22 protein-coding genes are annotated in these 26,864 nt (G+C 58.3%); 9 read left to right on the forward strand and 13 right to left on the reverse strand.

Annotation, left to right across the window (positions count from 1 at the left end; genetic code table 11):
* The first annotated feature begins 3 nt into the window (after positions 1-3).
* The 6 genes from nusA (at position 4) to pnp (ending at position 8,394) form a co-directional block, all read left to right on the forward strand.
* Positions 4-1,506, forward strand: coding sequence for a transcription termination factor NusA (gene nusA / locus AB5Z09_RS01165; protein ID WP_245132891.1), 1,503 nt, complete (start codon positions 4-6; stop codon positions 1,504-1,506).
* A 20-nt stretch (positions 1,507-1,526) separates the two neighbouring features.
* The gene (gene infB, locus AB5Z09_RS01170; protein WP_005338806.1) at positions 1,527-4,220 is read left to right on the forward strand and encodes a translation initiation factor IF-2; all 2,694 of its coding nucleotides are present in this window, start codon (positions 1,527-1,529) and stop codon (positions 4,218-4,220) included.
* A 55-nt stretch (positions 4,221-4,275) separates the two neighbouring features.
* On the forward strand, positions 4,276-4,713 hold the full coding sequence (gene rbfA / locus AB5Z09_RS01175; protein WP_005338799.1) for a 30S ribosome-binding factor RbfA: 438 nt from the start codon (positions 4,276-4,278) through the stop codon (positions 4,711-4,713).
* 1 nt (position 4,714) lies between these two features.
* On the forward strand, positions 4,715-5,665 hold the full coding sequence (truB, locus tag AB5Z09_RS01180) for a tRNA pseudouridine(55) synthase TruB (protein ID WP_368194457.1): 951 nt from the start codon (positions 4,715-4,717) through the stop codon (positions 5,663-5,665).
* Positions 5,666-5,809: 144 nt separating this feature from the next.
* Positions 5,810-6,079, forward strand: a complete 270-nt coding sequence (rpsO, locus tag AB5Z09_RS01185; RefSeq protein ID WP_005338797.1) for a 30S ribosomal protein S15 — start codon at positions 5,810-5,812, stop codon at positions 6,077-6,079.
* A 167-nt stretch (positions 6,080-6,246) separates the two neighbouring features.
* Complete coding sequence (pnp, locus tag AB5Z09_RS01190) at positions 6,247-8,394, forward strand: polyribonucleotide nucleotidyltransferase (RefSeq protein ID WP_005338796.1); 2,148 nt, start codon at positions 6,247-6,249, stop codon at positions 8,392-8,394.
* A gap of 98 nt (positions 8,395-8,492) precedes the next feature.
* Here pnp and AB5Z09_RS01195 read toward each other — a convergent pair whose 3' ends face one another.
* The 11 genes from AB5Z09_RS01195 to AB5Z09_RS01245 all read right to left on the reverse strand — a co-directional run bounded on the left by AB5Z09_RS01195 (position 8,493) and on the right by AB5Z09_RS01245 (position 20,727).
* Positions 8,493-9,551, reverse strand: coding sequence for a chemotaxis response regulator protein-glutamate methylesterase (locus AB5Z09_RS01195; protein WP_005338795.1), 1,059 nt, complete (start codon positions 9,549-9,551; stop codon positions 8,493-8,495).
* A complete protein-coding gene (cheD, locus tag AB5Z09_RS01200; protein WP_005338793.1) occupies positions 9,548-10,039 on the reverse strand; it encodes a chemoreceptor glutamine deamidase CheD in 492 nt (163 codons plus the stop codon). Before cheD ends, AB5Z09_RS01195 begins: the two co-directional genes overlap by 4 nt.
* 3 nt (positions 10,040-10,042) lie before the next feature.
* Positions 10,043-10,846, reverse strand: a complete 804-nt coding sequence (locus tag AB5Z09_RS01205; protein ID WP_064338649.1) for a protein-glutamate O-methyltransferase CheR — start codon at positions 10,844-10,846, stop codon at positions 10,043-10,045.
* Positions 10,847-10,903: 57 nt separating this feature from the next.
* A complete protein-coding gene (locus tag AB5Z09_RS01210) occupies positions 10,904-12,658 on the reverse strand; it encodes a methyl-accepting chemotaxis protein (RefSeq protein ID WP_216948098.1) in 1,755 nt (584 codons plus the stop codon).
* Between the two features lie 43 nt (positions 12,659-12,701).
* Positions 12,702-13,271, reverse strand: a complete 570-nt coding sequence (locus tag AB5Z09_RS01215) for a chemotaxis protein CheW (protein WP_042080654.1) — start codon at positions 13,269-13,271, stop codon at positions 12,702-12,704.
* A 12-nt stretch (positions 13,272-13,283) separates the two neighbouring features.
* The gene (locus AB5Z09_RS01220) at positions 13,284-15,209 is read right to left on the reverse strand and encodes a methyl-accepting chemotaxis protein (RefSeq protein WP_058057307.1); all 1,926 of its coding nucleotides are present in this window, start codon (positions 15,207-15,209) and stop codon (positions 13,284-13,286) included.
* Positions 15,210-15,219: 10 nt separating this feature from the next.
* Entirely contained in the window at positions 15,220-17,430 is a 2,211-nt protein-coding gene (locus tag AB5Z09_RS01225; RefSeq protein ID WP_368194458.1) for a chemotaxis protein CheA, read from the reverse strand.
* 22 nt (positions 17,431-17,452) lie between these two features.
* Entirely contained in the window at positions 17,453-17,779 is a 327-nt protein-coding gene (locus AB5Z09_RS01230; RefSeq protein ID WP_245094876.1) for an STAS domain-containing protein, read from the reverse strand.
* Positions 17,780-17,792: 13 nt separating this feature from the next.
* Complete coding sequence (locus AB5Z09_RS01235; protein ID WP_005338778.1) at positions 17,793-18,161, reverse strand: response regulator; 369 nt, start codon at positions 18,159-18,161, stop codon at positions 17,793-17,795.
* A 9-nt stretch (positions 18,162-18,170) separates the two neighbouring features.
* Positions 18,171-19,385 (reverse strand): methyl-accepting chemotaxis protein, encoded by a 1,215-nt coding sequence (locus tag AB5Z09_RS01240; protein ID WP_159143105.1) that lies wholly within the window; start codon positions 19,383-19,385, stop codon positions 18,171-18,173.
* A gap of 253 nt (positions 19,386-19,638) precedes the next feature.
* Positions 19,639-20,727 carry a ketoacyl-ACP synthase III gene (locus AB5Z09_RS01245; RefSeq protein WP_107682533.1) on the reverse strand — a complete coding sequence of 363 codons (1,089 nt, stop codon included), beginning with the start codon at positions 20,725-20,727 and terminating at the stop codon, positions 19,639-19,641.
* Positions 20,728-20,953: 226 nt separating this feature from the next.
* Here AB5Z09_RS01245 and AB5Z09_RS01250 point away from each other — a divergent pair, with 226 nt between their 5' ends.
* From AB5Z09_RS01250 to AB5Z09_RS01260, 3 genes are all read left to right on the forward strand, one after another.
* The gene (locus tag AB5Z09_RS01250) at positions 20,954-21,895 is read left to right on the forward strand and encodes a LysR family transcriptional regulator (RefSeq protein ID WP_368194459.1); all 942 of its coding nucleotides are present in this window, start codon (positions 20,954-20,956) and stop codon (positions 21,893-21,895) included.
* Positions 21,896-22,021: 126 nt separating this feature from the next.
* Complete coding sequence (locus tag AB5Z09_RS01255; RefSeq protein WP_150995882.1) at positions 22,022-22,630, forward strand: LysE family translocator; 609 nt, start codon at positions 22,022-22,024, stop codon at positions 22,628-22,630.
* Positions 22,631-22,727: 97 nt separating this feature from the next.
* Positions 22,728-24,587 (forward strand): U32 family peptidase, encoded by a 1,860-nt coding sequence (locus tag AB5Z09_RS01260; RefSeq protein WP_368194460.1) that lies wholly within the window; start codon positions 22,728-22,730, stop codon positions 24,585-24,587.
* 67 nt (positions 24,588-24,654) lie between these two features.
* Here the strand turns inward: AB5Z09_RS01260 and AB5Z09_RS01265 are convergent, their stop codons facing one another.
* The gene (locus AB5Z09_RS01265; RefSeq protein ID WP_064337181.1) at positions 24,655-25,128 is read right to left on the reverse strand and encodes a methylated-DNA--[protein]-cysteine S-methyltransferase; all 474 of its coding nucleotides are present in this window, start codon (positions 25,126-25,128) and stop codon (positions 24,655-24,657) included.
* The gene (locus AB5Z09_RS01270; RefSeq protein ID WP_368194461.1) at positions 25,125-26,669 is read right to left on the reverse strand and encodes an AlkA N-terminal domain-containing protein; all 1,545 of its coding nucleotides are present in this window, start codon (positions 26,667-26,669) and stop codon (positions 25,125-25,127) included. The genes AB5Z09_RS01265 and AB5Z09_RS01270 overlap by 4 nt, the downstream gene beginning before the upstream one ends.
* Positions 26,670-26,864: the final 195 nt, after the last annotated feature.

Raw genomic sequence — 26,864 nt, forward strand, 5'->3', positions numbered from 1 at the left:
GATATGAATAAAGAGATTTTGCTGGTCGTTGACGCAGTATCCAACGAGAAAGCGGTACCCCGCGAGAAGATCTTCCAGGCTCTGGAAACCGCGCTGGCGACTGCGACCAAGAAGAAATATGAAGGCGAGATTGAAGTTCGGGTCGAAATCGATCGCAAGACCGGTGACTACGACACTTATCGCCGCTGGGTAGTCATTGCGGATCAATCCGCGATGGAGAACCCCTATGCTGAAATCACCCTGGAAGCGGCACAAATTGATCAGCCGGAAATCCAGATCGGTGAGTATGTTGAAGACCAGATCGACTCTGTAACCTTCGACCGTATCACTACCCAGACCGCCAAGCAGGTTATCGTGCAAAAAGTGCGCGAAGCCGAGCGTTCACAAGTAGTTGATCAATTTAAAGATAAAGAAGGCACCATCATCAGTGGTGTGGTCAAGAAGAGCAACCGCGACAACATCATCCTGGATCTGGGCAGCAATGCTGAAGCCGTGATCTTCCGTGATGACATGCTGCCGCGTGAAACCTTCCGCCCGGGCGACCGTGTCCGTGGCCTGCTCTATGCAGTACGCCCGGAAGCCCGTGGTTCCCAGCTGTTTGTCAGCCGTTCCAGCCCGGACTTCCTGAAAGAGCTGTTCCGTATCGAAGTACCGGAGATCGGTGAAGAGATGATCGAAATCATGGGCGCTGCCCGTGATCCGGGTTCCCGCGCCAAGATCGCGGTGAAGACCAACGATCGTCGTATCGACCCGATCGGTGCCTGTATCGGTATGCGTGGTGCCCGTGTGCAAGCTGTCTCCGCCGAGCTGAGCGGTGAGCGTGCCGACATCGTGCTGTACGATGACAACCCGGCCCAGTACGTGATCAATGCCATGGCACCTGCCGATGTGGCCTCCATCATCGTTGATGAAGACAACCACACCATGGATATCGCCGTGGAAGCTGCCAACCTGGCTCAGGCCATCGGTCGCAATGGTCAGAACGTGCGTCTGGCCTCCCAGCTGACCGGTTGGGAGCTGAACGTGATGACCGTTGAGGACATGCGTGCCAAGCACCAGGCCGAAAACGACCGCATCATGAACCTGTTCACCAGCACTCTGGATATCGACGACGATTTCGCCGGTCTGCTGATGGAAGAGGGCTTCTCTACCCTGGAAGAGATCGCCTTTGTACCGGTCAACGAGCTGCTGGCTATCGACGGTCTGGATGAAGACATGGTCGAAGAGCTGCGCAAGCGCGCCAAAGATGCCCTGACTACCAAGGCACTGGCCAAAGAAGAGTCTTTCGATGGCGTTGAGCCGTCCGAAGAGCTGCTCAATCTGAACGGTCTGAGCCGCGAACTGGCTTACGCTCTGGCGGGCCGTGGCGTGGGCACCCTGGAAGATTTGGCTGAGCAAGGTATCGATGACCTTGCTGATATTGAAGGGCTGACTGCCGAGAAGGCAGGTGAGCTCATTATGGCTGCTCGCAATATCTGTTGGTTCGGAGAAGAGCAGTCCGAGTAAGATCAAACGGAGGAAAATGAATGGCAGAAGTATCAGTCAAACAACTTGCCACTGACATCGACACACCGGTTGATCGTCTTCTCCAGCAGTTTGTCGATGCCGGTATCAGCAAGAGCAAGGCCGACGACATGGTCAGCGAGTCTGAGAAACAGGCTCTGCTGGCACACCTGAAGAAACAGCATGGAGGTGACGAGGTCGCCGCTCCTGCCCGCATGACCTTGCAGCGCAAGACCAAGAGCACCATCAGTGTTCAGGGGACTGGCGGCAAGAATAAGGAAGTGCAGGTAGAAGTGCGCAAGTCTCGCACCTATGTAAGACGCTCGGCGCTGGAAGATGAACAGCGTCAGGCGGAAGCCGAGGAAACAGCGCGTTTGGAAGCAGAAGAAAAAGCTCGTCGCGAGGCCGAAGAGAAGGCTCGCCTCGAAGCTGAAGAGAAGGCTCGCCGTGAGGCTGAGCAGGCTCGTCGTGAAGCTGAGGAAAAGGCGCGGATCGAGGCACAATCAAAGGCTCGACAGGCTTCACAGCCCGCCAAAGCAGCCAGTAGCACAGCTCAGCAAGAGGCAGAAAAGATGGCCAAGCGCGAAGCAGAAGAACTGAAGCGCCAACAGGAACAAACAGCTTTGAAAAAAGCTGAAGAACTCGCCGCGAAGAAAGCCGAAGAGGCTCGTCTCATGGCGGAACAGAACGCAGCCCGCTGGGCTGAAGAAGAGGCCGCTCGCGCCAAAGAGAGCAGCGACTACCATCTGACCACCAACAAGCATGCGCAAGCCGCAGAAGACGAGTTGGATCGGAAAGAAGAGACCAGCCGCCGCACTGCTGCAGCTGCCAAGGCACCGAAGAAAGCCGGTCGTCGTGAAGATGATCGCGACTCTCGCAACCCGCGTGCCCGTAAAGGCAAGCGCGGCAAGGTCGCCATGCCGAACGCCATGAAGCACGGCTTCAACAAGCCGGCTGCCGTGGTGAACCGCGACGTCGTCATCGGCGAGACCATCACTGTGGCCGAGCTGGCCAACAAGATGGCCGTCAAGGGCGTTGAAGTCATCAAGGTGATGATGAAGATGGGTGCCATGGCCACCATCAACCAGGTGATCGACCAGGAGACCGCTCAGCTGGTCGCCGAGGAGATGGGTCACAAGGTTGTGCTGCGTCGTGAGAACGAGCTGGAAGAGGCGGTACTGTCCGATCGTGACGAGACCTCCGAAGCCAAGCCGCGCGCACCGGTCGTTACCATCATGGGTCACGTTGACCACGGTAAGACCTCGCTGCTCGACTACATTCGTAAAGCCAAGGTTGCTGCTGGCGAAGCCGGTGGTATTACCCAGCATATCGGTGCTTACCACGTCCAGACCGACAGTGGCATGATCACCTTCCTGGATACCCCGGGTCACGCGGCGTTTACCTCCATGCGTGCTCGTGGTGCCAAGGCGACCGATATCGTTGTTCTGGTTGTTGCAGCTGACGACGGCGTGATGCCGCAAACCATCGAAGCTATCCAGCACGCCAAGGCTGCCGGTGTGCCGCTGGTTGTTGCGGTCAACAAGATCGACAAGCCCGAAGCGGATCCGGATCGCGTCAAGACCGAACTGGCCCGTTACAACGTCATGTCCGAAGATTGGGGTGGAGACTGCCAGTTCGTGCACGTGTCCGCCAAGTCTGGCGAAGGCATCGACGACCTGCTGGAAGCCATCCTGATCCAGGCCGAAGTACTGGAGCTGAAAGCGGTGGTTGATGGCATGGCCAACGGCGTCGTGATCGAATCCTTCCTGGATAAAGGTCGTGGTCCGGTTGCTACCGTACTGGTACAAGAAGGTACTCTGCGTCAGGGCGACATCGTTCTGTGTGGTCTCGAGTACGGCCGTGTTCGCGCCATGCGTGACGAACTGGGTCGCGAGATCAAGGAAGCGGGTCCGTCCCTGCCGGTGGAAATCCTGGGTCTGTCCGGCGTTCCCTCTGCCGGTGACGAAGCCACCGTTGTCCGTGACGAGAAGAAAGCCCGTGAAGTGGCGCTCTATCGTCAGGGCAAGTTCCGCGAAGTCAAGCTGGCTCGCCAGCAGAAGGCCAAGCTGGAAAACATGTTCGCCAACATGACCGAGGGCGAAGTGTCCGAAGTGAACGTGGTGATCAAGGCCGACGTACAAGGTTCTGTGGAAGCGATCTGCGATGCGCTGGTCAAACTCTCCACCGACGAAGTGAAGGTGAAGATCGTGGGTTCCGGCGTAGGTGGTATCACCGAAACCGACGCGACCCTGGCTGCTGCTTCCAGCGCCATCCTGGTTGGTTTCAACGTCCGTGCCGACGCATCTGCGCGCAAGGTCATCGAATCCGAGAGCCTGGATCTGCGTTACTACTCCGTCATCTATGACCTGATCGACGAAGTGAAGCAGGCCATGAGCGGCAAGCTGGCCCCTGAGTATCGTCAGGAGATCATCGGTCTGGCTGAAGTGCGTAGCGTCTTCAAGTCTCCGAAGTTCGGCGCAGTTGCCGGCTGTATGGTTACCGAAGGTGTGGTCAAGCGTTCCAACCGCATCCGTGTTCTGCGTGACAACGTGGTTATCTATGAAGGCGAGCTGGAATCCCTGCGCCGCTTCAAGGATGACGTCAATGAAGTTCGCAACGGCTACGAGTGTGGTATCGCGGTCAAGAACTACAACGACGTGCGCGAAGGCGACCAGATCGAAGTTTACGAGACTGTTGAAATCCAACGGACTCTGTAAGCCGAGAGTTAGACAAAATAGGGGGCCGCGGCCCCCTTTTATCGCAGGATAGAATATGGCCAGAGAATTCAGCCGGACCCGTCGGGTCGGACAGCAGATCCAGCGTGAAATTGCGCTGATCCTGCAGCGCGAGGTGAAAGACCCGCGCATCGGCATGGTGACCGTTTCCGATGTGGAAGTGTCCCGTGACCTCAACTATGCCAAGATTTACGTCACCTTCTTGCAGCTGGAAAATGATGCTGAGCGCATCAAGGAAGGCTTGCAGGGTCTGACCGAAGCAGCCGGATATATCCGTAGTCTGCTGGGCAGTGCCATGCGTCTGCGCGTGGTGCCCGAGCTGCGTTTCTACTACGACCAGACCCTGGTCGAGGGGATGCGTCTCTCCAACCTGGTGACCAACACTGTGCGTGAAGACAAGCGTCGCATGGCCGAATCCGGCCGTGACGAAGAAGCTGAATCCGCACCGGATGACACGACTGAGGATAAAGCCTGAGATGACCCGAAGACGTCGTTTCAAGGGCCGTGATGTGCACGGCATTCTGCTGCTGGACAAGCCGACCGGCCTGACCTCCAACGATGTGTTGCAGAAGGTCAAGCGCATCTACAACGCCGCCAAGGCCGGTCACACCGGCGCACTGGATCCGCTGGCGACCGGCATGCTGCCGATCTGCCTCGGCGAGGCCACCAAGTTCTCCCAGTATCTGCTGGAAGCGGACAAACGCTATGAGGTGACCGCCAAACTGGGCGAGCGCACCAACACCAGCGACTCCGACGGTGAGGTGGTCTCCACCCGTCCGGTGAACGTGGCTGTCGGTACCCTGATCGAGGCGCTGGACCAGTTCCGCGGCCCCATCATGCAGGTGCCCTCCATGTACTCCGCGCTCAAGCACAACGGCCGTCCGCTCTACGAATATGCCCGCGAAGGCATCGAGATCGAGCGAGAAGCCCGTCCCATCACCGTATTCGAGCTCAAACTGCTGAGCTTTGAAGGTGATGAACTACGCCTTGAAGTGCACTGCAGCAAGGGCACCTACATCCGCTCTCTGGTGGATGATCTGGGTGAAGTGCTGGGCTGTGGCGCCCACGTGACCCAGTTGCGCCGTACCCAGGTGGCCAGCTATCCGTACGAGCGTATGCTGACCCTGGAGCAACTCGAGTGCATCTTCGAGCAGGCCAAGGCCGAGAGCATCCCGCCGCGCGAGCAGCTGGATCCGCTGTTGTTGCCGATGGATACCGCCGTAGCAAGCTTGCCCGAGGTGAACATGCTGGCGGTTGTGGCTGCCTATGTGAATCAGGGCCAGGCCGTGCAGGTGGCGGGTGCGCCGCAAAGCGGCCAGGTTCGCATGACGGTCGGCCCGGAGCGTGAGTTCATCGGGGTTGGCGAGATTGATGACGATGGCCGCGTCGCTCCCAAGCGACTGGTGCGTTATCACGACGAGGAGTGATCCTCAGGCGGTATCAGGGCGTCTTTCCCGTTTCGCCTCTTTATCGTTGCGAAAAGGGGCGGGGACGATTATGATACCGCCCTCATTTCACGGCTGAATTAGAGATTGGCTGTGAACCTTTAAACACTCTACTGGAGTATTACCATGTCTCTAAATGCTGAGATCAAAGCTCAAATCGTTGCTGACAACGCTCGTTGCGCCAACGACACCGGTTCCCCCGAAGTGCAAGTTGCCCTGCTGACTGCCCAGATCAACCATCTGCAAGGTCACTTCAAAGAGCACTCCAAGGACCACCACGGTCGTCGCGGTCTGCTGCGCATGGTTTCCCAGCGTCGTAAGCTGCTGGACTACCTGAAGCGTAAAGATTCCGAGCGTTATGCTGCTCTGATCGCCAAGCTGGGTCTGCGTCGTTAATCGACCATCAGATTTCGCGAAAAAGGGGAACCGTCAGGTTCCCCTTTTTTATTGCTCTTCAAGCCGTTGCCTGCCTCACAGAATTCGCGTCGCCGCTTACCTTTTGCATCGAATCAAGTATACTTGTGCGCGAATTTAAAGAGCCAAATTGTAAAAAGGAAATTCACGTGAATCCTATTGTAAAGTCATTCCAGTACGGTCAACACACCGTCACTCTGGAAACCGGTGTGATGGCCCGTCAAGCCACTGCGGCCGTTATGGTCAGCATGGACGATACCTGCGTATTTGTGACCGTAGTCGGCAAGAAAGAGGCCGATCACGGCCGTGATTTCTTCCCGCTGACCGTCAACTACCAGGAGCGTACCTATGCTGCTGGTCGTATCCCGGGTGGTTTCTTCCGTCGTGAAGGCCGTCCGAGCGAAGGCGAGACCCTCATCTCCCGTCTGATCGACCGTCCTATTCGTCCGCTGTTCCCGGAAGGCTTCCTCAATGAGGTTCAGGTCGTTGCGACCGTAATGTCCGTGAATCCGGCCGTATCCCCCGACATCGTTGCCATGATCGGTGCCTCTGCTGCACTGGCCATCTCCGGTATCCCGTTTGGCGGCCCGATCGGTGCTGCTCGCGTGGGTTACATGAACGGTCAGTATGTGCTGAACCCGACCACTACCGAACTGCCGCAGAGCGATCTGGATCTGGTGGTTGCCGGTACTGCCAATGCCGTGCTGATGGTTGAGTCCGAAGCGGCCATCCTCTCCGAAGAAGTGATGCTGGGCGCCGTGGTATACGGTCACGAGCAGATGCAGACCGTGATCAATGCGATCAACGAGTTTGCCGCTGCCGTCGGCACCAAGCCGTGGGACTGGACTCCGCCTGCCGTCAACGAAGCGCTGAAAGCCAAGGTTGCCGAGCTGGCGAGCGCCGAACTGGGTGAAGCCTACCGCATCACCGAGAAGGCAGTTCGTTACGAAACCATCGCGGCCATCAAGGGTCGTGTGGTTGAGCAAGTTATCGCTTCCGGTGTGGAAGAAGATGCCAAGAAGATCGGCGAAGAGTTCCACAGCCTGGAAAGCCGCATCGTTCGTGGTCGCGTAGTACGTGGTGAGCCGCGTATCGATGGTCGCGATCCGGAAATGATCCGCGCCCTGAGCGTAGGTACCGGTATTCTGCCCCGTGCTCACGGCTCTGCCCTGTTCACCCGTGGTGAAACTCAGGCCATCGTGGTCGCCACTCTGGGTACCGAGCGTGACGCCCAGAACATCGACGAGCTGACCGGCAACCGTGCCGATCGCTTCATGCTGCACTACAACTTCCCGCCATACTGTGTCGGTGAGACCGGCATGATGGGTAGCCCGAAGCGTCGTGAAATCGGTCACGGCCGTCTGGCCAAGCGCGGCGTTGCTGCCGTGATGCCGAGCGCCGCCGAGTTCCCGTACGTGGTGCGCGTGGTCTCTGAAATCACCGAATCCAACGGCTCCTCCTCCATGGCGTCTGTCTGTGGTTCCTCTCTGGCGCTGATGGATGCCGGTGTGCCGATCAAGGCCTCCGTTGCCGGTATCGCCATGGGTCTGGTGAAGGAAGAAGAAGGTTTCGTCGTGCTGTCCGACATTCTGGGTGACGAAGATCACCTGGGCGACATGGACTTCAAAGTAGCCGGTACCACCGAAGGTGTGACCGCGCTGCAGATGGACATCAAGATCGAAGGCATCACCAAAGAGATCATGGAGATTGCTCTGAAGCAAGCTCGTGGCGCTCGTCTGCACATCCTGAAAGTGATGGACGAAGCTATCCAGGCTCCCCGTGCCCAGATCTCCGATTTTGCACCGCGTATCCACACCATCAAGATCAATCCTGAGAAGATCAAGGACGTGATCGGTAAGGGTGGTTCCGTGATCCGTGCGCTGACCGAAGAGACCGGCACCAACATCGAGCTGGATGATGACGGTACTGTACGTATCTCCGCCGTGGCCAACGAAGCTGCCATGGAAGCGATCCGTCGCATCGAGGCCATCACCGCCGAGATCGAAGTGAACCGCATCTATGAAGGTAAAGTTGTTCGTCTGGCCGATTTCGGTGCATTCGTCAACATTCTGCCGGGCAAAGATGGTCTGGTACACATCTCCCAGATCACCGACGCTCGCGTACAGAACGTGGCTGACCACCTGACCATCGGTGACGTGGTCAAGGTGAAGGTACTGGAAGTGGATCGTCAGGGCCGCGTACGTCTCTCCATCAAGGAAGCGAACGCCCCGACCGAAGCAGCTGCACCTGCTGCTGACGCCGCTCCGGCCGCAGAAGAAGCGCCTGCTGCAGAGTAATCTGCTCGCCTGATACCGGATAGGTTCCGGTTGATGTAAAAAATCCGGCTCCCCAATGGGAGCCGGATTTTTTTATGGTCAAAACGCGCAATAAGGGATTACTTGCCGAGGATGGCGTACTGCATCTCTTGCAAGGGAAGTACATGGCGGGCTGCTCCCAGCTTGATCGCCTCCTTGGGCATGCCGAAGACCACGCAGGAGGCCTCATCCTGGGCATAGGTGTTGGCACCCGCATCCAGCATCTCGCGCAATCCCCGGGCTCCGTCATCCCCCATGCCGGTCATGATGATGCCGGTGGCATTCTTGCCGGCATATTTGGCGACGGAGCGAAACAGCACATCCACCGAGGGGCGATGGCGGTTGATAAGCGGCCCGTCGACTACCTCGACGTGATAGTAGGCACCGCTGCGTTTGAGCAGCATATGCTTGCCGCCGGGGGCAATCAGCGCCAGCCCCGGGATCACCCGGTCATTGTTTCTCGCCTCCCGCACTTCTATCTGGCAGACCCCGTTCAACCGCTCGGCAAACATGGCGGTAAATTTCTCTGGCATGTGCTGCACGATGACAATGCCGGGGCTGACCCGGGGCAAGGCAGTCAGCACGGCTTCCAGTGCCTGGGTGCCGCCGGTCGAGGTGCCGATGGCGATGAGCCGCTCTGTGGTTTGTGCCATGGCGTGCTGGTTGGGCGCCAGCATAGCATCCGCGTTGAGTTTGGTGCTGACTGGTACAGAGGAGGGCTTGCCCACGCGCTTGAGGTTGGCCTGGGCCGCGGCACGTACCGCCATGGCCAGGTCGTGGGCAGATTCTTGCAGAAAGCTTTTTATCCCCATGGTCGGTTTGGTGATGATGTCCACCGCGCCGGCAGCCATTGCCTGCAAGGTTGTCTCGGCACCTTTTTCGGTGAGGGAGGAGCAGATCACCACCGGGGTTGGATGCTCTGCCATGATCTTGGTGAGAAAAGTGATGCCATCCATACGGGGCATCTCCACATCGAGCACGATGACGTCAGGCCACTCTTTCTTCAGTTTTTCCTGGGCAAACAGGGGATCTGATGCTGTGGCGATCACCCGGATATCGGGCTCTTGCTCCAGCACCGCTTGCAATACCTGTCTGACCACGGCGGAATCATCCACCAGCATGACCCGGATCTGCTTCATTCTCGCGACTCCCGTTGATGTGGCAGACGATGATGGCGGAGCCAGACACTGCCGTTGCTGAGCTCAAAGAGCAAGCTTCGGTGGCCGCTATGGCCAAGATGATGAGCCTTGATATCAAGGCCAAGGTGTCGGGTCAGCTGCCAGGCTGCCTGAATATTTTTGGCGGCGACATTGTTGTCGCTCTGTGCGTATTGAGGCTCGGTAAACATGTTGCCACCCCCGAACAACTTGGCCTCATATTCATGGATGGGGGCGGGATAGTGACTGGCCGCTTGCAGCAGCAAGGCGAGGGCCTCATCGGCATAGCGCCCATCCAGCTTGGCAGAGGGATTGCGCCGACTTGGCAGCATGTAGTGACACATTCCTCCCTGTTTCTGCTCCGGATGCCACAAGGTGATGGCAATACAGGAGCCCAGTACGGTTCTGACCACCACATCTTCCTTGCCAAAAAAGAGTTCTCCCGGTTGCAGGATCACCTCCCGAGTCATGACTTATCTCTTCTGATAGATGGAAGGCGAGACAAGCTGCAGGCCGTGGTGCAGGCCATGCAGGCTCTCGGCGTGGCTCACCAGCAGGTAGCCACCGGGTTTGAGTCTGGGTACCAGCCGCTGCAAAACTTGCCCTTTGGTCTCCTTGTTGAAGTAGATCATCACGTTTCTGATGAAGATGACGTCAAACATGCCGATGTCCGGTAGATCCTGATTGAGGTTGATCTGCATGAACTGCACCTTGTCCCGCAACTTGCGATCGATGATGAAGATGCCCTCCTGCAGGCCCACACCCTTGAGGCAATATTTCATCAAAAAGGGCAGTGGAATATTTTGCGCCCGCTCGATGGGGTAGCGACCGCTCATCGCCTGTTCCAGCACCCTGGACGAGATATCGGAGGCCAGGATCTCCCAGTTGAAGGTGCTGCGTTTTTCCGCGAGGGTCATGGCCAGACTGTAGGGCTCCTCGCCAGATGAACTGGCGGCACTCCAGACTCGCAGTGATTGCTCTGGCGGGAGGGTTGAGACTATCTCCCGCGTCAGAAACTCGAAGTGTTTGGGCTCCCTGAAAAAGTAGGTTTCGTTGGTGGTAAGGAGATCGAGCGCCAGCTGCAGTTCGCTGCTGCGATCGTTCATGATGAGCTGGAAGTAGTCGTCATAACTATCCAGCTCATAGTGGCAGAGTCGCTTAGCCAGGCGGCTGGCTACCAGCGCCTTTTTGGCTGGAGACAGCTCTATCCCCGCCGTTTGATGAAGCCAGCGCTGGAAACGGGAGAACTCATCATCATGCAGCTGGGTTTGATACAAAAAACTGTCCCTCTACCTGTGTTGTCGGAGATGGGAGAGGCAACGCCTCTCCCGTGACTAGAACCGGACAAAATCGCCATCGCCGATGGGGCGTTGGGCTGTGGCGGCTCGTTCCCGACTGTTGGCAGTGCTCTCGTTCATAAAGCGACCTCGGGTATTGGGGTGAAGATGCGAGGTGGCTGCTTTACCTTCTTTGGCGTGAGCCTCCAAGGTAAAGAACTCCATGGCCAGCTGCAGCTGTTCAGCCTGGCTGCTCATCTCTTCTGCTGTGGCAGCCAGCTCTTCGCTGCAAGAAGCGTTCTGCTGGGTAACCTGACTCAGCTGGTTCATGGCCTGGTTGATCTGGCTGACACCGGTGGATTGTTCAACCGAAGCGGCACTGATCTCCTGCACCAGATCCGAGGTCTTGTTGATTGAAGGAACCATCTGATCCAGCAAACGACCTGCTTTTTCCGCCATCTCGACACTGCTGGAGGCTAGCTCACCAATCTCCTGTGCTGCCACCTGGCTGCGTTCGGCCAGTTTGCGCACCTCCGCCGCCACTACGGCAAAGCCCTTACCGTGATCGCCAGCCCGCGCAGCTTCGATAGCTGCGTTGAGTGCCAGCAGATTGGTCTGGTAGGCGATGTCATCGATGATGCCAATCCGTCTGGCGATCTGCTTCATGGCATCCACAGTCAGTTTGACCGCTTCTCCTCCCTCTACGGCCTCTTTGGCTGCCTTGCTGGCCATGCCATCGGTGACCTGGGCATTGTCGGTATTCTGGTTGATGCTGGCGCTCATCTGCTCGATGGAGGCGCTGGTCTCCTCCATGCTGGAGGCCTGTTCACTGCTGGATTGGCTGATCGACTGGGCGGTCGCGCTTACCTGCTCGGCGGCACTGGAGAGGTTGTCAGAGGCGCCGCGCACTTCGGTGACGATGTTGGTGAGCGAAGCGATAGTTTTGTTGAGCGCATCCTTGGTGGTGCCAAACACGCCAGGGTAGTCCGCCTCAATCTGTTGGGTCAGGTCACCTTTTGCCAGACATTGCACGACCCGGATGACGTCGTTGAGGGTGCTGTCGATCACTTCGGCAATCTGGTTGATCCCTTCTCCCATCGCCTGAAAGAAGCCGCTCTTGCCAGTAAGTTCCATCCTGCGGTGCAGCTCGCCATTGATCACGGCCTGCACAATTTCGGACATCTCTTTCTCTATCATCACCTCCTTGGTTCTGTCGGCCCATTCGACCACGGATCCCAACCGTTCACCGGTATCGTTGAAGACCGGATTGGCGATCAGGGAGAAGGTGCGCCCCCCCAGCTGGATCTGGGTACGGTAGGTGCTGTTGAGTTTGGCCAGCATGGCGCGCTGATGGCCGGGATTTTTATGAAAGCTGTCGATGTTGGCGCCCATCAGCTGATTGGCGTTGAAGCTGTATAGCTCTTTCTTGATGTCGGTCTCGGCCTGATTGAGCATGCCGGTCACTGCCTCGTTCATATAGATAATGTCGAGGTTGGTATCGGCAATCATCACGTTGGTGCTGGCGCAGTCGAGGGCTTTGCGAACCAGCTGGTTCTCATGGAGCAACACCTGGTTCTTTTTAATGTCGTTGCGGCTCTGTTCCAGCTTGTCACTGAGCAAGGTGACCACCTCGTTGATGGCATGTCCTACTTCACGCAAGGGGCTATCCATACCGGAAAGATCGAGTGGTGCTGGAACCTGCTCTGCCAGGACTGCGTGTTGCAGTTGGCCGATTGCGTCGAGTAACAGGGTCCGCTGCCTCACTTCGGTGGCATTGTCTCCGAAGAGTTTTCCTAAGAGTGATTGGGTCATGAGCGTTTCCTTATGCTGCATGTCGTGGAGTATGGAGGCCTGTTCAGGAGGGTTGCAGGTTGCCTTGTGGCAACCTTGCCTGTGGCTGGGCCAGTTCGTTGAGTTGAGCCATCTCATCGAGTGACAACACTTTTCCGGTATCGATGAGGATGACGAATTTGCCGTTGACCTTGCCCATGCCACTGATGAAATCGGCCCGGATGCGGGCACCAAAACTGGGTGGGGGCTCGATATCTGCTTGTGGGATACCCAGTACTTCCGATACGGAATCCACCACAACGCCAATATCCTGACCTACAGGTTCATCGCCCTGCGGGGCCACCCCCTCAATAATGACGATGCAACTGCGGCGAGTGATGACCGAAGGTGCATTGCCAAAGCGGGCATTCAAGTCTACGACCGACACTACCGCTCCTCTGAGGTTGATTACGCCGCGAATAAAACCCGGCATCATCGGAACCGGAGTGATATTGCCGTATTCGATGATCTCTTTGACCCCCAGAATATTGATGGCGAACATCTCGTTGTTGATCAGAAATGTCAGGTACTGGGCATCGCCACTGCTCTCGTCAGCGGCCGCTGATGGCACCGTGATGTCGGTGGATGTATGCATGGTCGCCTCCGGTTAAAAGCGGACAAAATCCGCGTCATCAATGGAATGGGATGATGGTTGATTGGGCTGGCTGGCCCGTTGTGGGGGGGCGATGAAACTGCCTCTGGGAGGCATGCCCTTGTGGCCGGTTTCATGGGGCCTGGTGTTGAGCTGTGCACTTTGTTCCAGAGCAAAAAAGGCCATGGTTTGCTGCAGTTCGCTGGCTTGTGAACTCATCTCTTCGGCCGTGGCCGCCAGCTCCTCGCTGCTGGCCGCATTCTGCTGTGTCACCTGATTAAGCTGGTTCATGGCCAGACTGATCTGGTTGGCTGCGCTGGCCTGTTCACCTGAGGCGGCATTGATCTCTTGTACCAGGTCAGAGGTCTTGCGAATGGAGGGGACGATCCTCTCCAGCAGGTTGCCAGCCCGCTCTGCCTTGCTGACGCTGTCGGAGGAGAGCTCACCAATCTCCTGCGCAGCGATCTGGCTGCGTTCTGCCAGTTTTCTCACCTCGGCAGCAACCACCGCGAAGCCTTTGCCATGCTCTCCGGCGCGAGCCGCCTCAATGGCGGCGTTGAGGGCAAGCAGGTTGGTCTGGTAGGCAATGTCGTCGATGATGCTGACTTTCTTGGCGATTTGCTGCATGGCGGTCACCGTTTGTTGAACGGATTGGCCCCCTTCTGTGGCCTCCAGCACCGAGTTGCTGGCCATGCTGTCGGTGATCTTGGCGTTCTCGGTGTTCTGATTGATGCTGGCGCTCATCTGCTCGATAGAGGCGCTGGTCTCTTCAACGCTGGCTGCTTGCTCGCTGGTGGCCTGGCTCAATGCCTGCGCCGTATTGCTCACCTGATTGGAGGCATTGGTCAGGTTGTCGGCGGCGTTGCGTACCTCTTCGATGATATTGGTCAGAGCAGTGATGGTCCGGTTTAGGCCGTCTTTGGTCTGGCCAAAAATTCCTGGATAGGGCTCATCGATCCGTTGGGTCAGGTCACCCTTGGAGAGCGCGGTGGCAATGCGCATCACATCTTCCAGGCTGGTATCTGTCACATGGGAGAGGCGATTCAGCAGCTCGGATACCCGCTTGATATATCCTTGACGATCATCCAGCGCAATCTTGTGGCTGAAGTCGCCCTGTTCGACAGCGGCGGTGACCAAGGTCTCGATATCCGTGATCAAGGCCCCCAGTTTCTTGACCATGTTATCCATCGCCATCAAGAGCTGACCCGCTTCATCGTTGGAGTCTATCTGGATCGATACATCCAGATTGCCATCGGCCAGACTATTGGCCACGCGCAGAGCCTGTTCGATGGGGGTGATGATGCTTTTGATCAGCAGGGTGCCAAACCAGGCTGCGAGTGCAATGCCGACCGCGATAACCACCGCCATGGTTATCAGCATCACGTCATACCAGGATTGCGCTGCGGTATATTCCGACTTGGCCACATTGAGCTGCAGGTTGACCAGCTCGGTGATTTTGTTGCCTATCGGGTCGATGGAGCCATAGAGGGCACCGTCAAAAGTGTTCAGCATGCCAGTAATCATGCCGTGCTGGGTGGCGAGGTATTTCTCCAGCTTGCCAATATCAGTATCGGCCGCGTTGAACAGGGTTGTCGCCTCGGCTGACAAACGCTGTTCATCTGGTGTGAGAGTGGTGGACTGGTAGTGATGCCACTCGTTTTTGATTGTCTGCTGGGCCTGTTGTATCTGCTTCAAAGCCTCTTCTGCCGGGATCAGCCCCGCATTGGCCTTGTTTAGGTTGTCGATGATCGAGACGGCATAGCTATCGGAGATAGTCTTCAGCTGCTTGAGGGGAACCACCCTGTCGTTGTAAACGCGCTGCAACCCGGTATTGCTGCTCTGCATGTTGTATAACCCGAGGCTGCCAACGGCCAGCAGCAGCAGGCAGAGCATGCAGAGCAGTACAATAAGACGCAATTTGATGGTGGAATTTTTTAACATGATGGTCCCCTCAGTTGATGCTGGATTGAGGCAGGTTGCGCGACACTGTCAATCTGTTGAGCTGACAGGATTCCTGAGTGATTGCGTGCTGGATCAGCGAAGGAATGTCGAGGATCAGGGCGACCTCTCCCCCCCCCAGAATGGTTGAACCACTAATGCCCTGCAGGCGCTGGAACAATTTCCCCAACGGTTTGATGACGGTCTGGAATTCTCCCAGCAGTTCATCCACTACCAGTCCGGATTTTTTGCCTGCATGGCTGACCACGACAATGTTCTCGCGCCGCCCCTTGCTGCCATTGGTATCGAAGTAGTGTTGCAGACGGATAAAGGGCAGCACCTCGCCACGCAAATTGATGTAATTGCGACCCTGGGTATCGGCCAGTGCACTCTGGGTCAATTCAACGCACTCGATCACCATATCGAGGGGAATGACGTAGTGGGTGTCGCAGACTCGCACCAGGAAGCCGTCGATGATGGCAAGGGTAAGCGGCAGGCGGATCTGCACACGGGTTCCTTTTCCGGGGATGCTGTCCAGATCGACCGTGCCGCGCAGGGCAGTGATGTTGCGTTTGACGACATCCATACCCACCCCGCGACCGGAGAGGTTGGTTATCGCCTCGGCGGTAGAGAACCCCGGCTCGAAGATCAGGTTGTATATCTCCTGATCCGTCAGCGTGGTGGTTGAGCTGATCAGACCGCGCTCGATGGCTTTTTGCTGGATCCTGGCTTTGTTGAGACCTGCACCGTCATCCCTAATTTCGATGACGATACTGTTGGAGTCGTGATAGGCATTGAGATTCAGGGTGCCACGGGGGGGTTTGCCTGCCAGCAGCCGTTGCTCTGCCGATTCGATGCCATGATCCATCGAGTTTCTGACCAGATGCATCAGCGGGTCGCCGATCTTCTCTACCACCGACTTGTCCAGTTCAGTCTCGGCTCCGGAGATTACCAGAGTGATATCCTTGTTCAGTTCCTGACTGACATCGCGCACCACCCGCTGGAAGCGGTTGAAGGTATCGCCGATAGGCACCATTCGCAGGCGCAGTGCACTGTCGCGGATCTCTTCCACCAGCATGGCAATGACCGAGGTGGCTTCCTGCAGCTGGCTTTCGCGGGTGCGTTGGGCCAGCAGATTGGCTCCTGAACTGGCGACTACCAGCTCCCCGACCAGATTGATCAGATCGTCCAGCTTGTCGGCATGCACCCTGACGTAACGGCCCTCTTTGCTCTTGCTCTCTTTGGTCTGATTCTGTTTTTTCAGGGCTGCATCGACGACGGCTTCGTTGACGGCACCCTGCGCAATCAGGATTTCTCCGAGTTTGGGCGCTTGTTCTGCCGAGGTCGCTTGTTGTGTCTGTAGACCGCTGGCTAACTCCTCTGCGGTTAGGGCGCCGGTGTTGACCAACAACTGCCCCAGCATGGCGCTATCTTCCGGCAGCGACTCGATCAGGTTGATGAACTCGGCGATCTTGCTGTGGGGTGTCAAGATGGTGATCTGGCAGTCATCTCTGACAAATTCAAAGACATCGCTGATGGCCGCCTTGTCTGCCTGCGAGTCGAAGTCTATCTCGTAGCCGAGGTAGCAATTCTCCGGATCGAACTGTTCCCAATCCGGTAGCGCCTGATGGATGGTCTCCACCGAGCATATGGTTCCTAGTGTGCCTAGATAGCGCAGAAATGCGGCCGGATCCATGCCATTGCGCAGCACATCGGGACCAAAACGCAGGGATATATGCCACAGGGAGGCGGAGCTGGTAATCCCTCCCTCTTTTTCGATCTTGGGTTCCGGCGTATGTACAGTATCTGGCAGCGTGGCATGGGGGACGCACTGATGACGGGTGAGGGTGAGCCTCAGCCGTTCATCCTGGTTGGCATCGCCATCGCTTAAGGTGCTGCCCTGTTCTGCAACGACACTGATGAGCGTCTGGATGTGGTCACAGCTCTCCAGCAGATCCTTGATCAGAAGAGAGGTGACGGTGAGCTGCTGATTGCGGATCTGGTCTAATAGATCCTCGACGATATGGGTAAACCCGACGATTGGTTGCAGACCAAACAGGCCAGCCGACCCCTTGATGGTATGAGCAGCACGGAAGATGGCTCCAATCAGCTCGCTATTGTCAGGGTCAGATTCCAGTGATAGAAGGGCTGACTCCATCTCTTCAAGCAACTCGCGTGCCTCGGCGATATAGGTTTGTAAAGCCTGATCAAGATCGATGCTCACGGTGACTCCTTGTCATGGTGGCTCAGGGCCGTTCGCCATGGGTGATGAGGGTGGGGTCGCCAAAAAAGGCCGAGAGTTGGCAGAGCTCCAGCAGTTCAAGCACAACATGGCTGTGCCAGACCAGCGCCAGGGAGGTGCCCTGCTGCAGAGCGGTCTTCTTCGCTGCCAGCAGTAGTTGCAGCCCGGCGCTGTCTATCTCGGATACCGCCGCCAGATTCAGCTCCAGTTCGTTCCCCTGATGCAATAAGGGCGAGAGAGCATCTTTCAGCTCGCTGACTGTATAAATGGTGATCTCGTCCGGCATGGTCACCACTATCTTGTTGTCGAGTAGCTCACTCTGTAGTTGCATGATGCGCTCCGGATCACGGCATGATGAGCTTGGCGACTGCGGCCAGCATCTGTTCGGGCTGGAAGGGTTTGACCACCCAGGCTTTGGCTCCCGCGGCTTGCCCCTCCTGCTTCTTGCTGTCCTGAGACTCGGTGGTCAGCATGATGACAGGGGTAAATTTGTAGTTGGCCAGCTTTTTGGCCTCTTTGACGAAGGTGATGCCATCCATGTTCGGCATATTGACGTCACTGATGATCAGGTTGATCTTCTTGCCATCTAGTTTGTTGAGCGCATCTTTGCCGTCAGAGGCTTCCATGACCTCATAACCGGCGCCCTTGAGGGTCATGCCCACGACTTGGCGAATAGTTGCCGAGTCATCCACGATCAGGATCGTTTTGCCCATATCTCTCTCCTAGAAAAATGTGATGTCGGCGCTGCTTGGTTGCGCGTTGACAGAACGGGTGGTGCGACCATGGTGAATATTGCGCTGTTCGTCGGTGGCGTATGAGAGCTCCATCTCTGCCAGCCAGCGATTGGCATCGATCTGGATTGGCCCTGTCGCATTGCTGCTCTGCTCCGAAGCAACCAGATGGCTGGAGAGGCTCTCCATGTTTTGTCTGACGTGGCTGAGGATCTGGCTGACCCTGTCTTGAAATTGCAGCGAGACAATGACGCTGGAGATTTCTCGATGGATATCGGTGCTCTCGTTTTGCAGCAGGGAGGCGGATTCCGCCAGGCTATCGGTGGCATGGCGAAAACGGGCCAGCACCTGTTCGATAGTCTGCTCCGAGTTGAGCGCCGAGGCGTGATCCCGTGCGGCAGCATTTTCGGCAATCTGGAAGGCGCGGCCGATAGCAGTATTGATGGTGTCTACCTTGTCGGTCATCTTCTGGGCGGTTTCGCTGGAGAGGCGGGAGAGGTTGCGCACTTCATCAGCGACCACAGCAAAGCCACGGCCTGCTTCCCCTGCACGAGCCGCTTCAATGGCGGCGTTGAGGGCCAGCAGGTTGGTCTGGGAGGCGATTTTGGCCACATCCATGGCCATGGTGTTGAGCTCTATGGTGTAGGTGGTCAGGCTTTTTATCTCACCCAGCATGGCGTCCCGATTGGCCTGGGCGGAGTGCAGGATGGCAACCACTTCATTGAGCTGCTGCTGGCTCTCGCTCAAGACTCCAGCCATGCCACGGGAATTGGCATCACCAAGTTCTCCCGCTGCCAGATGAGAAGCATTGACTGCTTCCTCCAGCTTGTTGGCCAAGCCGCTGAAGCGTTGGGTCAGGTCAATCATCGCGGCTTCGGTTTGTTGACGAGAGCTTTCAATTTGCTGGGACCAGATAGGTAGAGCCTTCTCGCACACCTGTTCGAGCCCGATGATGGAGTGGGCGAGAGGATCGGTTGCGACGGTTTGTTCCTCTCCGGCACGATGTCGGTGTGTGTGCTGGTGGAAGTGACTGGATGTCCAGAGGGCGGCTGCAATGGCAACCAGCACATTGAGCAGCAGATAGAGAGGTGACAGCGCATCGGCAAGCTGCAGCAACAGGCAGCTCAGCAGAGCAAGACCGATGCAGCAAATCCAGCAAACCGGTTCCCAAAGCGGTGTGTTCACGCCACTTTTGTGTTGTGCCATACGTAGCTTATCCCTGTGCAATTATTTGGTAAGAGGTAAAGGCGTAGGACCGAAACAGTCATGGTGCCCCTTGACGCTCTTTTCTTTATTTATAGTTGGCACAATAAGGTTAGCGGAAAAAAATTAATTGGCTGCAAATCGGAGTTGTTTGTATCAGCGATTGCCGTATCAAGTGGCTTGCGAAGTGGGGGGAAGAGCCAGGTGGGGATGAAAAGGAGAGAAGGAGCCTGAGGATTCAGGCTCCTTATGAGGATCAAACCTCGTTGGCGTGAGCCTTCTGGCAACCTTCCACGGCATGGGCGATGAGCTCCAGCGCGCTCTGGTCGCAGGGGGGCAGCTCGGCATCGCACACCTTGATGGGGGTGACGCGATCACCCCACTTGATGATGGCGGCCCCCCAGGTCAGGCCGGCACCGAAAGCGGCGGTCAGCAGATAGGAGTTCGGCTTGACGCGGCCCTGCTCCAGCGCTTCGCAAAGGGCGATGGGCACTGTAGCTGCGGAGGTGTTGCCGTAGTTTTCGATGTTGACCATCACCTTCTCCATCGGCGCATTCATCCGCTTGGCGAGGGTCTCGATGATGCGGATATTGGCCTGGTGCGGCACGATCAGGTCGACCTGCTCCGGCGCAATACCGGCCTGTGCCAGCACAGTGCTGGTGGCTTCACCCATGCCGCGCACGGCGCGTTTGAAGATCTCCGGCCCTTCGAAGTTGAAGGTGAACAGTCCATCGATATCGGCAAAACGCACCCGATCGGTACCGAAGTTCGGTACGTGCAGGATCTCCCGCGCTTCGCTGTCGCAGCCCAGCTTGTTGGCGATCAGGCCACACTCCTGCTCGCTTGCCTCGATCACTACGGCCCCGGCACCATCGCCAAATAGCACGGCGGTATCGCGGCGCGCCCAGTCCAGCAGGTAGGTGAGGCGCTCGGCGCCAATCACCAGCACCTTCTTCATCATGCCGGTCTGCACCAGCGAGGTGGCGACGGAGAGGGAGTAGACGAAACCGGTGCAGGCAGCATTGAGGTCAAACACGGCGGCGTTGACGGCCCCGAGCTTCTTCTGCACCGCAGAGGCGGCGCTTGGCAGCAGGTTGTCCGGGGTGGCGGTCGCCAGGATGATGCCATCGAGATCGCTGGCTTCCAGACCGGCGCAGGCCAGTGCGCGGCGACCGGCTAAGGTGGCGAGATCCGAGGTACTGACATGGGAGATCCGGCGGGCCTTGATGCCGGTGCGCGGATAGATCCACTCGTCTGACGTATCCATGATGGTGCTGAGGTCATCGTTGGTCAGCACGGAGGGAGGCAGGCATTTGCCCCAGCCGGTGATATTGGCGTATTTCATCTTGTTACCGCTTCTCAAAGTGGATCGCCCGCGGGCGGAAAATCGTGCAATTATGCCGTACGAGACAACCACTGTCATCTTGTGGTCATGGTTATGTGCCGGGCAAGTGGCTGCGCCATCTGGCCGCAAAGGGTCGCAACGTGCTGAGCGTGGCTGGAAATTTTGCTTAAAACGCGGGACTCCTCTGCCCTAAGATAGGCATTTCACCACCGATGAGGGTATCTCCTTGCTCAGAGCCAATCTCAACTTGTTGCCGACCCTCAAGGTACTGCTGGAAACCCGCAATATCAGCCGCGCCGCCGAGCTGTTGCACCTGAGTCAGCCCTCCATCAGCAAGCAGCTTGCCCAGTTGCGCAGCGAGTTTGACGACGAGTTGCTGGTGCGGGAGGGGCAACGCTGGCTGCTGACGCCAAGGGCCGAAGCGCTGGCCGCCCAGCTGGCGGATTCTCTCGGTGCGCTGGAGCGGCTCTACGAGGCCCCCGGATTTGACCCGAGCCGCTGCGAGCGGGTATTTCGGCTCGCCTCCTCCGATTATGTGGCCCAGCATATCCTGCCCGATATCTGTGCCGCGCTCGCCAAAGAGGCGCCGTTGGCGGCGCTGGAGTACAGCCTGTGGGACAAGCGTCAGCTGCCGCAACTGTGGCAGTCCGAGCTGGATCTGGTCTCCACCATCACCGAGCAGGTACCGGATCAGATCCGTGGTCTGCATCAGGGGGAAGATCGACTGGCGGTGCTGATGGGACGTCACCACCCGCTGGCAGGCAAGGCGCTGAGTCTCGATGACTATCTCGCCTGGCCTCACCTGCAGGTGAGTGGCGGTGGTGACAAGGACAGCCCGGTTGAACAGGTGCTGGCGCCGCAGGGACTGAGTCGGCGCTGGTTTGCCAGAGTTCCCTTCTTTCAGGCGGCGGTGGAGGTGTTGCTGCGCACCGATTGTCTGATGACCACCCCGGCTCATATTGCCTGGCAGCTCTCCTGCGGCCATGGGCTCACCTTTGTCGATCTGCCGTTTGCTACCCGCGACCAGCAGTATCATCTGCTGTGGCACCAGCGTCACCATCAGGATCCAGCTCACCGCTGGTTTCGCGAGCTGGCCTACCCATTCCTGCGGGATCACCTGCAACGCACCGTTGGCGAGAGTCGCAAGCTGCTCGATCTCGGCGGTTAGCCGCAGTCAGTTGTGTGGTGCCATAGCCATTGGTTATGGAATCTATTCATAACTTTCACTACTGGCATAATGGCTCAGCTCGTACCCTGAATGCAGGCATCATATCGAGCACAAAAGAGGAAAAGCATGGAACTGACGAGTTGGCTGGCACTGGCCGCAATCTGCGTGATGGGCGCCATTAGCCCGGGGCCGAGTCTGGCGCTGATCATCCGCAACACGGTGCAGGGAGGACAGGGGCACGGCGTCACCACCGCGCTCGGACACGGCCTCGGGGTTGGTATCTATGCGCTGGTCACGGCGCTCGGCCTCTCCATTCTGATCACCCAGACCCCGATCCTGTTTGATCTGATCCGCTACGGCGGTGCCGCGTTTCTTGCCTGGCTTGGGATGAAAGCTCTGCTGGCAAAACCAGCCAGTGGTGAAGCGAGTGAAGAGGTGCATCAGTTGCGCGGTCGGCAAGGTGCCTTTGAAGGTTTTATGGTGGCCTTCCTCAATCCCCAGCTGGCGGTCTTCTTCATCGCCCTGTTCAGCCAGTTTGTGCGGGCCGATACCGGCTGGAGCGAAGGGGGCATCATGATGCTCACCGCGGGCGGGATCGATGCCGCCTGGTACGTGCTGGTGGCGCTGGTGCTCTCTCGTGGGCCTGTACTGGCGTGGCTTAAAGCCAAATCCTTTGTGATCGATAAGGTGAGCGGCTTGGTGCTGCTGGGACTGGCACTCAAGGTGGTTATCTAATCCTGCATTTTGCGGATACCTTAAGCAGGATCAAGGCATGCGGGTGGTGAATGGGCTAGAGTAGCGCCCATTTGCTGTCCGCCCTGATCCCGAGACCATGCACCAGAACAAGCCCCCGTTAAGCCACAACAACCGGTTGGAGCTGCTGGCTCCGGCCAAGAACCTCGCCTACGGCATCGAAGCCATCAACCATGGTGCCGATGCCGTTTACATGGGCGGTCCTGCCTTTGGCGCCCGCAGTGCGGCGGGCAACTCCATCGAGGATATCGAAGCGCTGGCACGTCACGCCCACCGTTTCGGCGCCCAGGTCTTTGTCGCCTTCAACACCCTGCTGCACGATCATGAGCTGGAGCAGGCCCGGCGCCTGACCCACCAAATTTACGAAGCCGGTGCCGATGCGCTCATCGTCCAGGATATGGGGCTGCTGGCGCTCGATCTGCCACCCATCGCGCTCCATGCCAGTACCCAGACCGACAACCGCACGCCGGAGAAGGTGAAGTTTCTGCAGGATGTGGGCTTCTCTCAGGTGGTGCTGGCGCGCGAACTGTCCCTTGCGCAGATCCGCGAGATCAGCGTGGCGACCAATGTGCAGCTGGAGTTCTTTATCCACGGCGCGCTCTGTGTCTCCTACAGCGGCCAGTGCAATATCAGCCATGCCCGTACCGGCCGCAGCGCCAACCGTGGCGAGTGTGCCCAGCTTTGTCGCCTGCCCTGCTCACTGCAAAAGCCGGACGGTGAAGTGCTGGTGGCCGACAGCCACCTGCTGTCACTCAAGGATATGGATCAGACCGACAACCTAGAGGCGTTGATCGAGGCGGGGATCCGCTCCTTCAAAATTGAAGGGCGTCTCAAGGGGCTCGACTACGTCAAAAACGTCACCGCCTGGTATCGCCAGAAGCTGGACGCCATTCTGGATAGCCGCAGCGATCTGGTGGCTGCCTCTGCGGGTCGTTGCAGCTACGGCTTCACGCCTGACCCCAAAAAGAGCTTCAACCGCGGCAGCACCGATTACTTCCTCCATGGCCGCCAGCAGGGGATCGACTCCACCAAAAGCCCGAAGTATGTTGGCGAGCCGCTGGGGCGTGTTACCAAGGTGACCCGTGACGGCATCGAGATCGACGGCAAACAGGTCACCCTCAACAACGGCGACGGTCTGGGCTTCTTCAAGCCGAATAACGAGCTGGTGGGGATGCGCCTCAACAAGGTCGAAGGTAAGCAGTTACTCCTGTCAGAACGCATGCCGGGGCTAAAGGTGGGGACAGAAATCTACCGCAACCACGATCAGGCGTTCAGCAAGATGCTCGAGAAGGCGAGCGCGGATCGCCGCATCCGGGTCGATATGGTGCTGGCAGAGTGCGATGAGGGCGTGAGCCTCACGCTCACCGACGAGCAGGGCATCAGTGCCGCAGTGACCCTGCCTTGTGACAAACAGCCTGCCGACAACCCGGAGCGGGCGCTGCAACAGGCGCGTGACCAGCTCGGCAAACTCGGCAATACCCTGTTTGTGGCGCGCAAGATTGAGTTGGCATTTACTCACCCGCTATTTATCGCCGCATCACAGCTCAACGGTTTGCGCCGGGAGGGCATCGCCGCGCTGGAGGCGGCGCGGGTGGCGAGCTACCAGCGCCCCGAGCGACGTATCGCGCTGCGGGATATCCACTATCCCCAGCACCGTCTCTCCTACCTTGGCAACGTGCTGAATAGCGCGGCCGAACAGTTCTTCCGCGAGCACGGGGTGGAGCGCATCGCGCCCGCTTATGAGGCGAACAAGGAGGAGCGGGAAGTGGTGCTGATGATCACCAAGCATTGCATCCGTTATAGCCAGAACCTCTGCCCGAACGAGGTGCCCGGTCTCAAGGCCGAGCCGCTGGAACTCAAGATGGGTAAAGACACCTTCCGCCTGCGTTTTGACTGTAACCGCTGCGAAATGCATGTGATGGGCAGCCTGAAACGCTGATCAAACAGCCCCTTTCTCCATCAGGGAAGGGGCAATTTTTTATCGCAGGCGCTCTCCTCAGACTCCTTTAATTGCCCCTCTCCAGCGCCAGCAGCGCTTTTTTAATCTCCAATCCTCCCGCATAGCCGGTCAGGCTGCCGTTTTGGCCGATCACCCGATGGCAGGGAACGATGATCGAGAGCGGATTGCGGCCGTTTGCTGTGCCTACTGCCCGCACCGCATCGGGTTTACCGATGGTGCGAGCAATATCGCTGTAGCTGCGGGTCTCGCCGTAGGGGATGTCGCACAGCGCTTGCCACACCGCCTGCTGAAAGGCGGTGCCACGGGCGGCAAGGGGCAGGGAGAAGCGCTGCAAGCGACCGGCAAAATAGGCGTCAAACTCGGCGAGGAAGGGGGCCAGAGTCTCGTGATCTTGCTGCCAGCCACTCATATCGGGCAGTGCTCGCAGGCCCGCCACAAAGTCTACGTGTACCAGACCAGATTCATTGAGGGCAACCAGCAGCTCGCCGCAGCGGGTTGGCAGGATATCGTAGCGGATCATGGTGTTATCTCCTGTTGTTGGGTATCTGGCTGTTGTTCGTTGCCAGTGGCACGGAGCAGCAAATCGGGCGCTTCGCTCATGGCGTGCCACAGCCAGCTGGCCGCATAGCTGCGCCATGGCTGCCATGCTGCGCTTTGCGTCAACACCTCCTTCACCGGCAGCTTGGTGCCGCCTCCGAGTGCCTTTTGCAGCACCAGATCGGAAGCGGGGAAGGCATCGGTATCTATCCCGCAGCGCAGCCGCCAGTAAGAGACCGTCCAGGGGCCTATGCCCGGTAGTGCCAGCAACTGCTCATCACTGGCTGTCGTGAGGGTCAGCTCGCCGCTGGCCAGCACCTGCGCCACGCCACGCAGGGTACGAATGCGGCTGCCGGGCATGCCGATGCCGTCGAGATCGAGTTCGCACAACTTGGCGGGGGTCGGTAGTTGCGCCACCCCGAATTGCGCCTCGGTACGGGCTACCAGCCGCCCGAGTATGGTGATGGCCCCCTTGACCGAGACCTGTTGGCCGACGATGGCGCGCAGCATTACTTCGTACTCATCCCAACCACCAGGCAGCCGTACGCCGGGCCAGCGCGCTTGCAAGCGGGCGAGCAGCGGATCCTGACCGAGCAGATCACCGATCCGCTGCATATCGGCATCGAGATCCCACATCCGGCGCACTCGATAGAGCAGATCGGGCAGCGCCGCGAGCGGCAGATCATGGACGGTAAGCTGCAGGCTATGCCCCTTGCCCTGCGCGATGCGCACCAGCGCGACCCGATCGCCGACCCGGTAGCGCCGCTCATACACCTCGCCATCTACCCGCTCCAGCCCCGGGATTGCCCGCATCCGGTAGAACGCCAGCATGGCCGCTACGTCATACGGGGGGCGATAGGGCAGTTGCAGGGTCAGGGGGGCGCCGCGCGGCTCCGCACTTATGTGTTCTGGCGCGTCAGCGTGCTGCTCCTGCTGGCGCAGGGTGCGTGGGGCCAGTCCGTATGCGTTGAGCCAGGCGTCATTGAAGCGGCGGATGCTGGCAAATCCGGCGGCAAACGCGATGTCGGTAATGGGCAGCCCGGTTTCAGTCAGCAGCCGTTTCGCGAGCAGCAGGCGGCGTGTTTGCTCCACCTGTTTTGGCGAGGCGCCGAGGTGCTGCTCGAACTGGCGGCGCAGCGTGCGTTCGCTGATCCCAGCCTCAGCGGCGAGTTCAGCGAGCGTGCCATCAGCCAGCTCGCCGCGATCGATGCGCGCCAGCAGACGTGTCAGTTCAACCGGCAGATCGCCACGGGTGGCGGGGGCCAGCTCAGGGCGGCAGCGCAGGCAGGGTCGCAGCCCATACTGCTCGGCGGCCGCGGCGCTTTGGAAGTAGCGCACATTGTGCTCGTGGGGTGGCCGTGCCGGGCAGACAGGCCGGCAGTAGATACCGGTCGAGAGCACGCCGGTAAAGAAGCGGCCATCGAAGCGAGCGTCGCGAGCGAGCCGTGCGGCGTGACACTGCTCGCGGCTGAGGGTGTTGATCACCTCATCCGGTGACGACTCTGGGCTTGGCTTTGCATTCATGGTGTTGGCGGCTTTGCTGGAGTAGATGGCAAGAGAGTAAGGGGGCTCGGGGGCCGTGACTAGCCAGAAACGGACAGGGATAGCAAAAATTGGCCGAAGTTTTTTTAACTCTTTCATTGCACGGCCGGGTTTCACTCTTCGTCACGTTGTTATTCATATGTCTCGGCTCGACAGAAGGGGGCATAACGGACGGGT

The sequence above is a fragment of the Aeromonas sp. R2-2 genome (assembly GCF_040908355.1).
GTDB classification, from domain to species: domain Bacteria; phylum Pseudomonadota; class Gammaproteobacteria; order Enterobacterales; family Aeromonadaceae; genus Aeromonas; species Aeromonas veronii.

Bases quoted from the DNA above. Each gene is read 5' to 3' on its own strand.
- cheD (WP_005338793.1), bottom strand. From the start codon at position 10,039: ATGACTCGGGAGGTGATCCTGCAACCGGGAGAACTCTTTTTTGGCAAG.
- AB5Z09_RS01245 (WP_107682533.1), bottom strand. From the start codon at position 20,727: ATGAAATACGCCAATATCACCGGCTGGGGCAAATGCCTGCCTCCCTCC.
- AB5Z09_RS01260 (WP_368194460.1), top strand. From the start codon at position 22,728: ATGCACCAGAACAAGCCCCCGTTAAGCCACAACAACCGGTTGGAGCTG.
- AB5Z09_RS01255 (WP_150995882.1), top strand. From the start codon at position 22,022: ATGGAACTGACGAGTTGGCTGGCACTGGCCGCAATCTGCGTGATGGGC.
- AB5Z09_RS01195 (WP_005338795.1), bottom strand. From the start codon at position 9,551: ATGAAGCAGATCCGGGTCATGCTGGTGGATGATTCCGCCGTGGTCAGA.
- infB (WP_005338806.1), top strand. From the start codon at position 1,527: ATGGCAGAAGTATCAGTCAAACAACTTGCCACTGACATCGACACACCG.
- AB5Z09_RS01220 (WP_058057307.1), bottom strand. From the start codon at position 15,209: ATGTTAAAAAATTCCACCATCAAATTGCGTCTTATTGTACTGCTCTGC.
- AB5Z09_RS01265 (WP_064337181.1), bottom strand. From the start codon at position 25,128: ATGATCCGCTACGATATCCTGCCAACCCGCTGCGGCGAGCTGCTGGTT.
- AB5Z09_RS01240 (WP_159143105.1), bottom strand. From the start codon at position 19,385: ATGGCACAACACAAAAGTGGCGTGAACACACCGCTTTGGGAACCGGTT.
- rbfA (WP_005338799.1), top strand. From the start codon at position 4,276: ATGGCCAGAGAATTCAGCCGGACCCGTCGGGTCGGACAGCAGATCCAG.
- AB5Z09_RS01270 (WP_368194461.1), bottom strand. From the start codon at position 26,669: ATGAATGCAAAGCCAAGCCCAGAGTCGTCACCGGATGAGGTGATCAAC.
- AB5Z09_RS01235 (WP_005338778.1), bottom strand. From the start codon at position 18,161: ATGGGCAAAACGATCCTGATCGTGGATGACTCGGCAACTATTCGCCAA.
- nusA (WP_245132891.1), top strand. From the start codon at position 4: ATGAATAAAGAGATTTTGCTGGTCGTTGACGCAGTATCCAACGAGAAA.
- truB (WP_368194457.1), top strand. From the start codon at position 4,715: ATGACCCGAAGACGTCGTTTCAAGGGCCGTGATGTGCACGGCATTCTG.
- AB5Z09_RS01210 (WP_216948098.1), bottom strand. From the start codon at position 12,658: ATGACCCAATCACTCTTAGGAAAACTCTTCGGAGACAATGCCACCGAA.
- AB5Z09_RS01215 (WP_042080654.1), bottom strand. From the start codon at position 13,271: ATGCATACATCCACCGACATCACGGTGCCATCAGCGGCCGCTGACGAG.
- rpsO (WP_005338797.1), top strand. From the start codon at position 5,810: ATGTCTCTAAATGCTGAGATCAAAGCTCAAATCGTTGCTGACAACGCT.
- AB5Z09_RS01230 (WP_245094876.1), bottom strand. From the start codon at position 17,779: ATGCAACTACAGAGTGAGCTACTCGACAACAAGATAGTGGTGACCATG.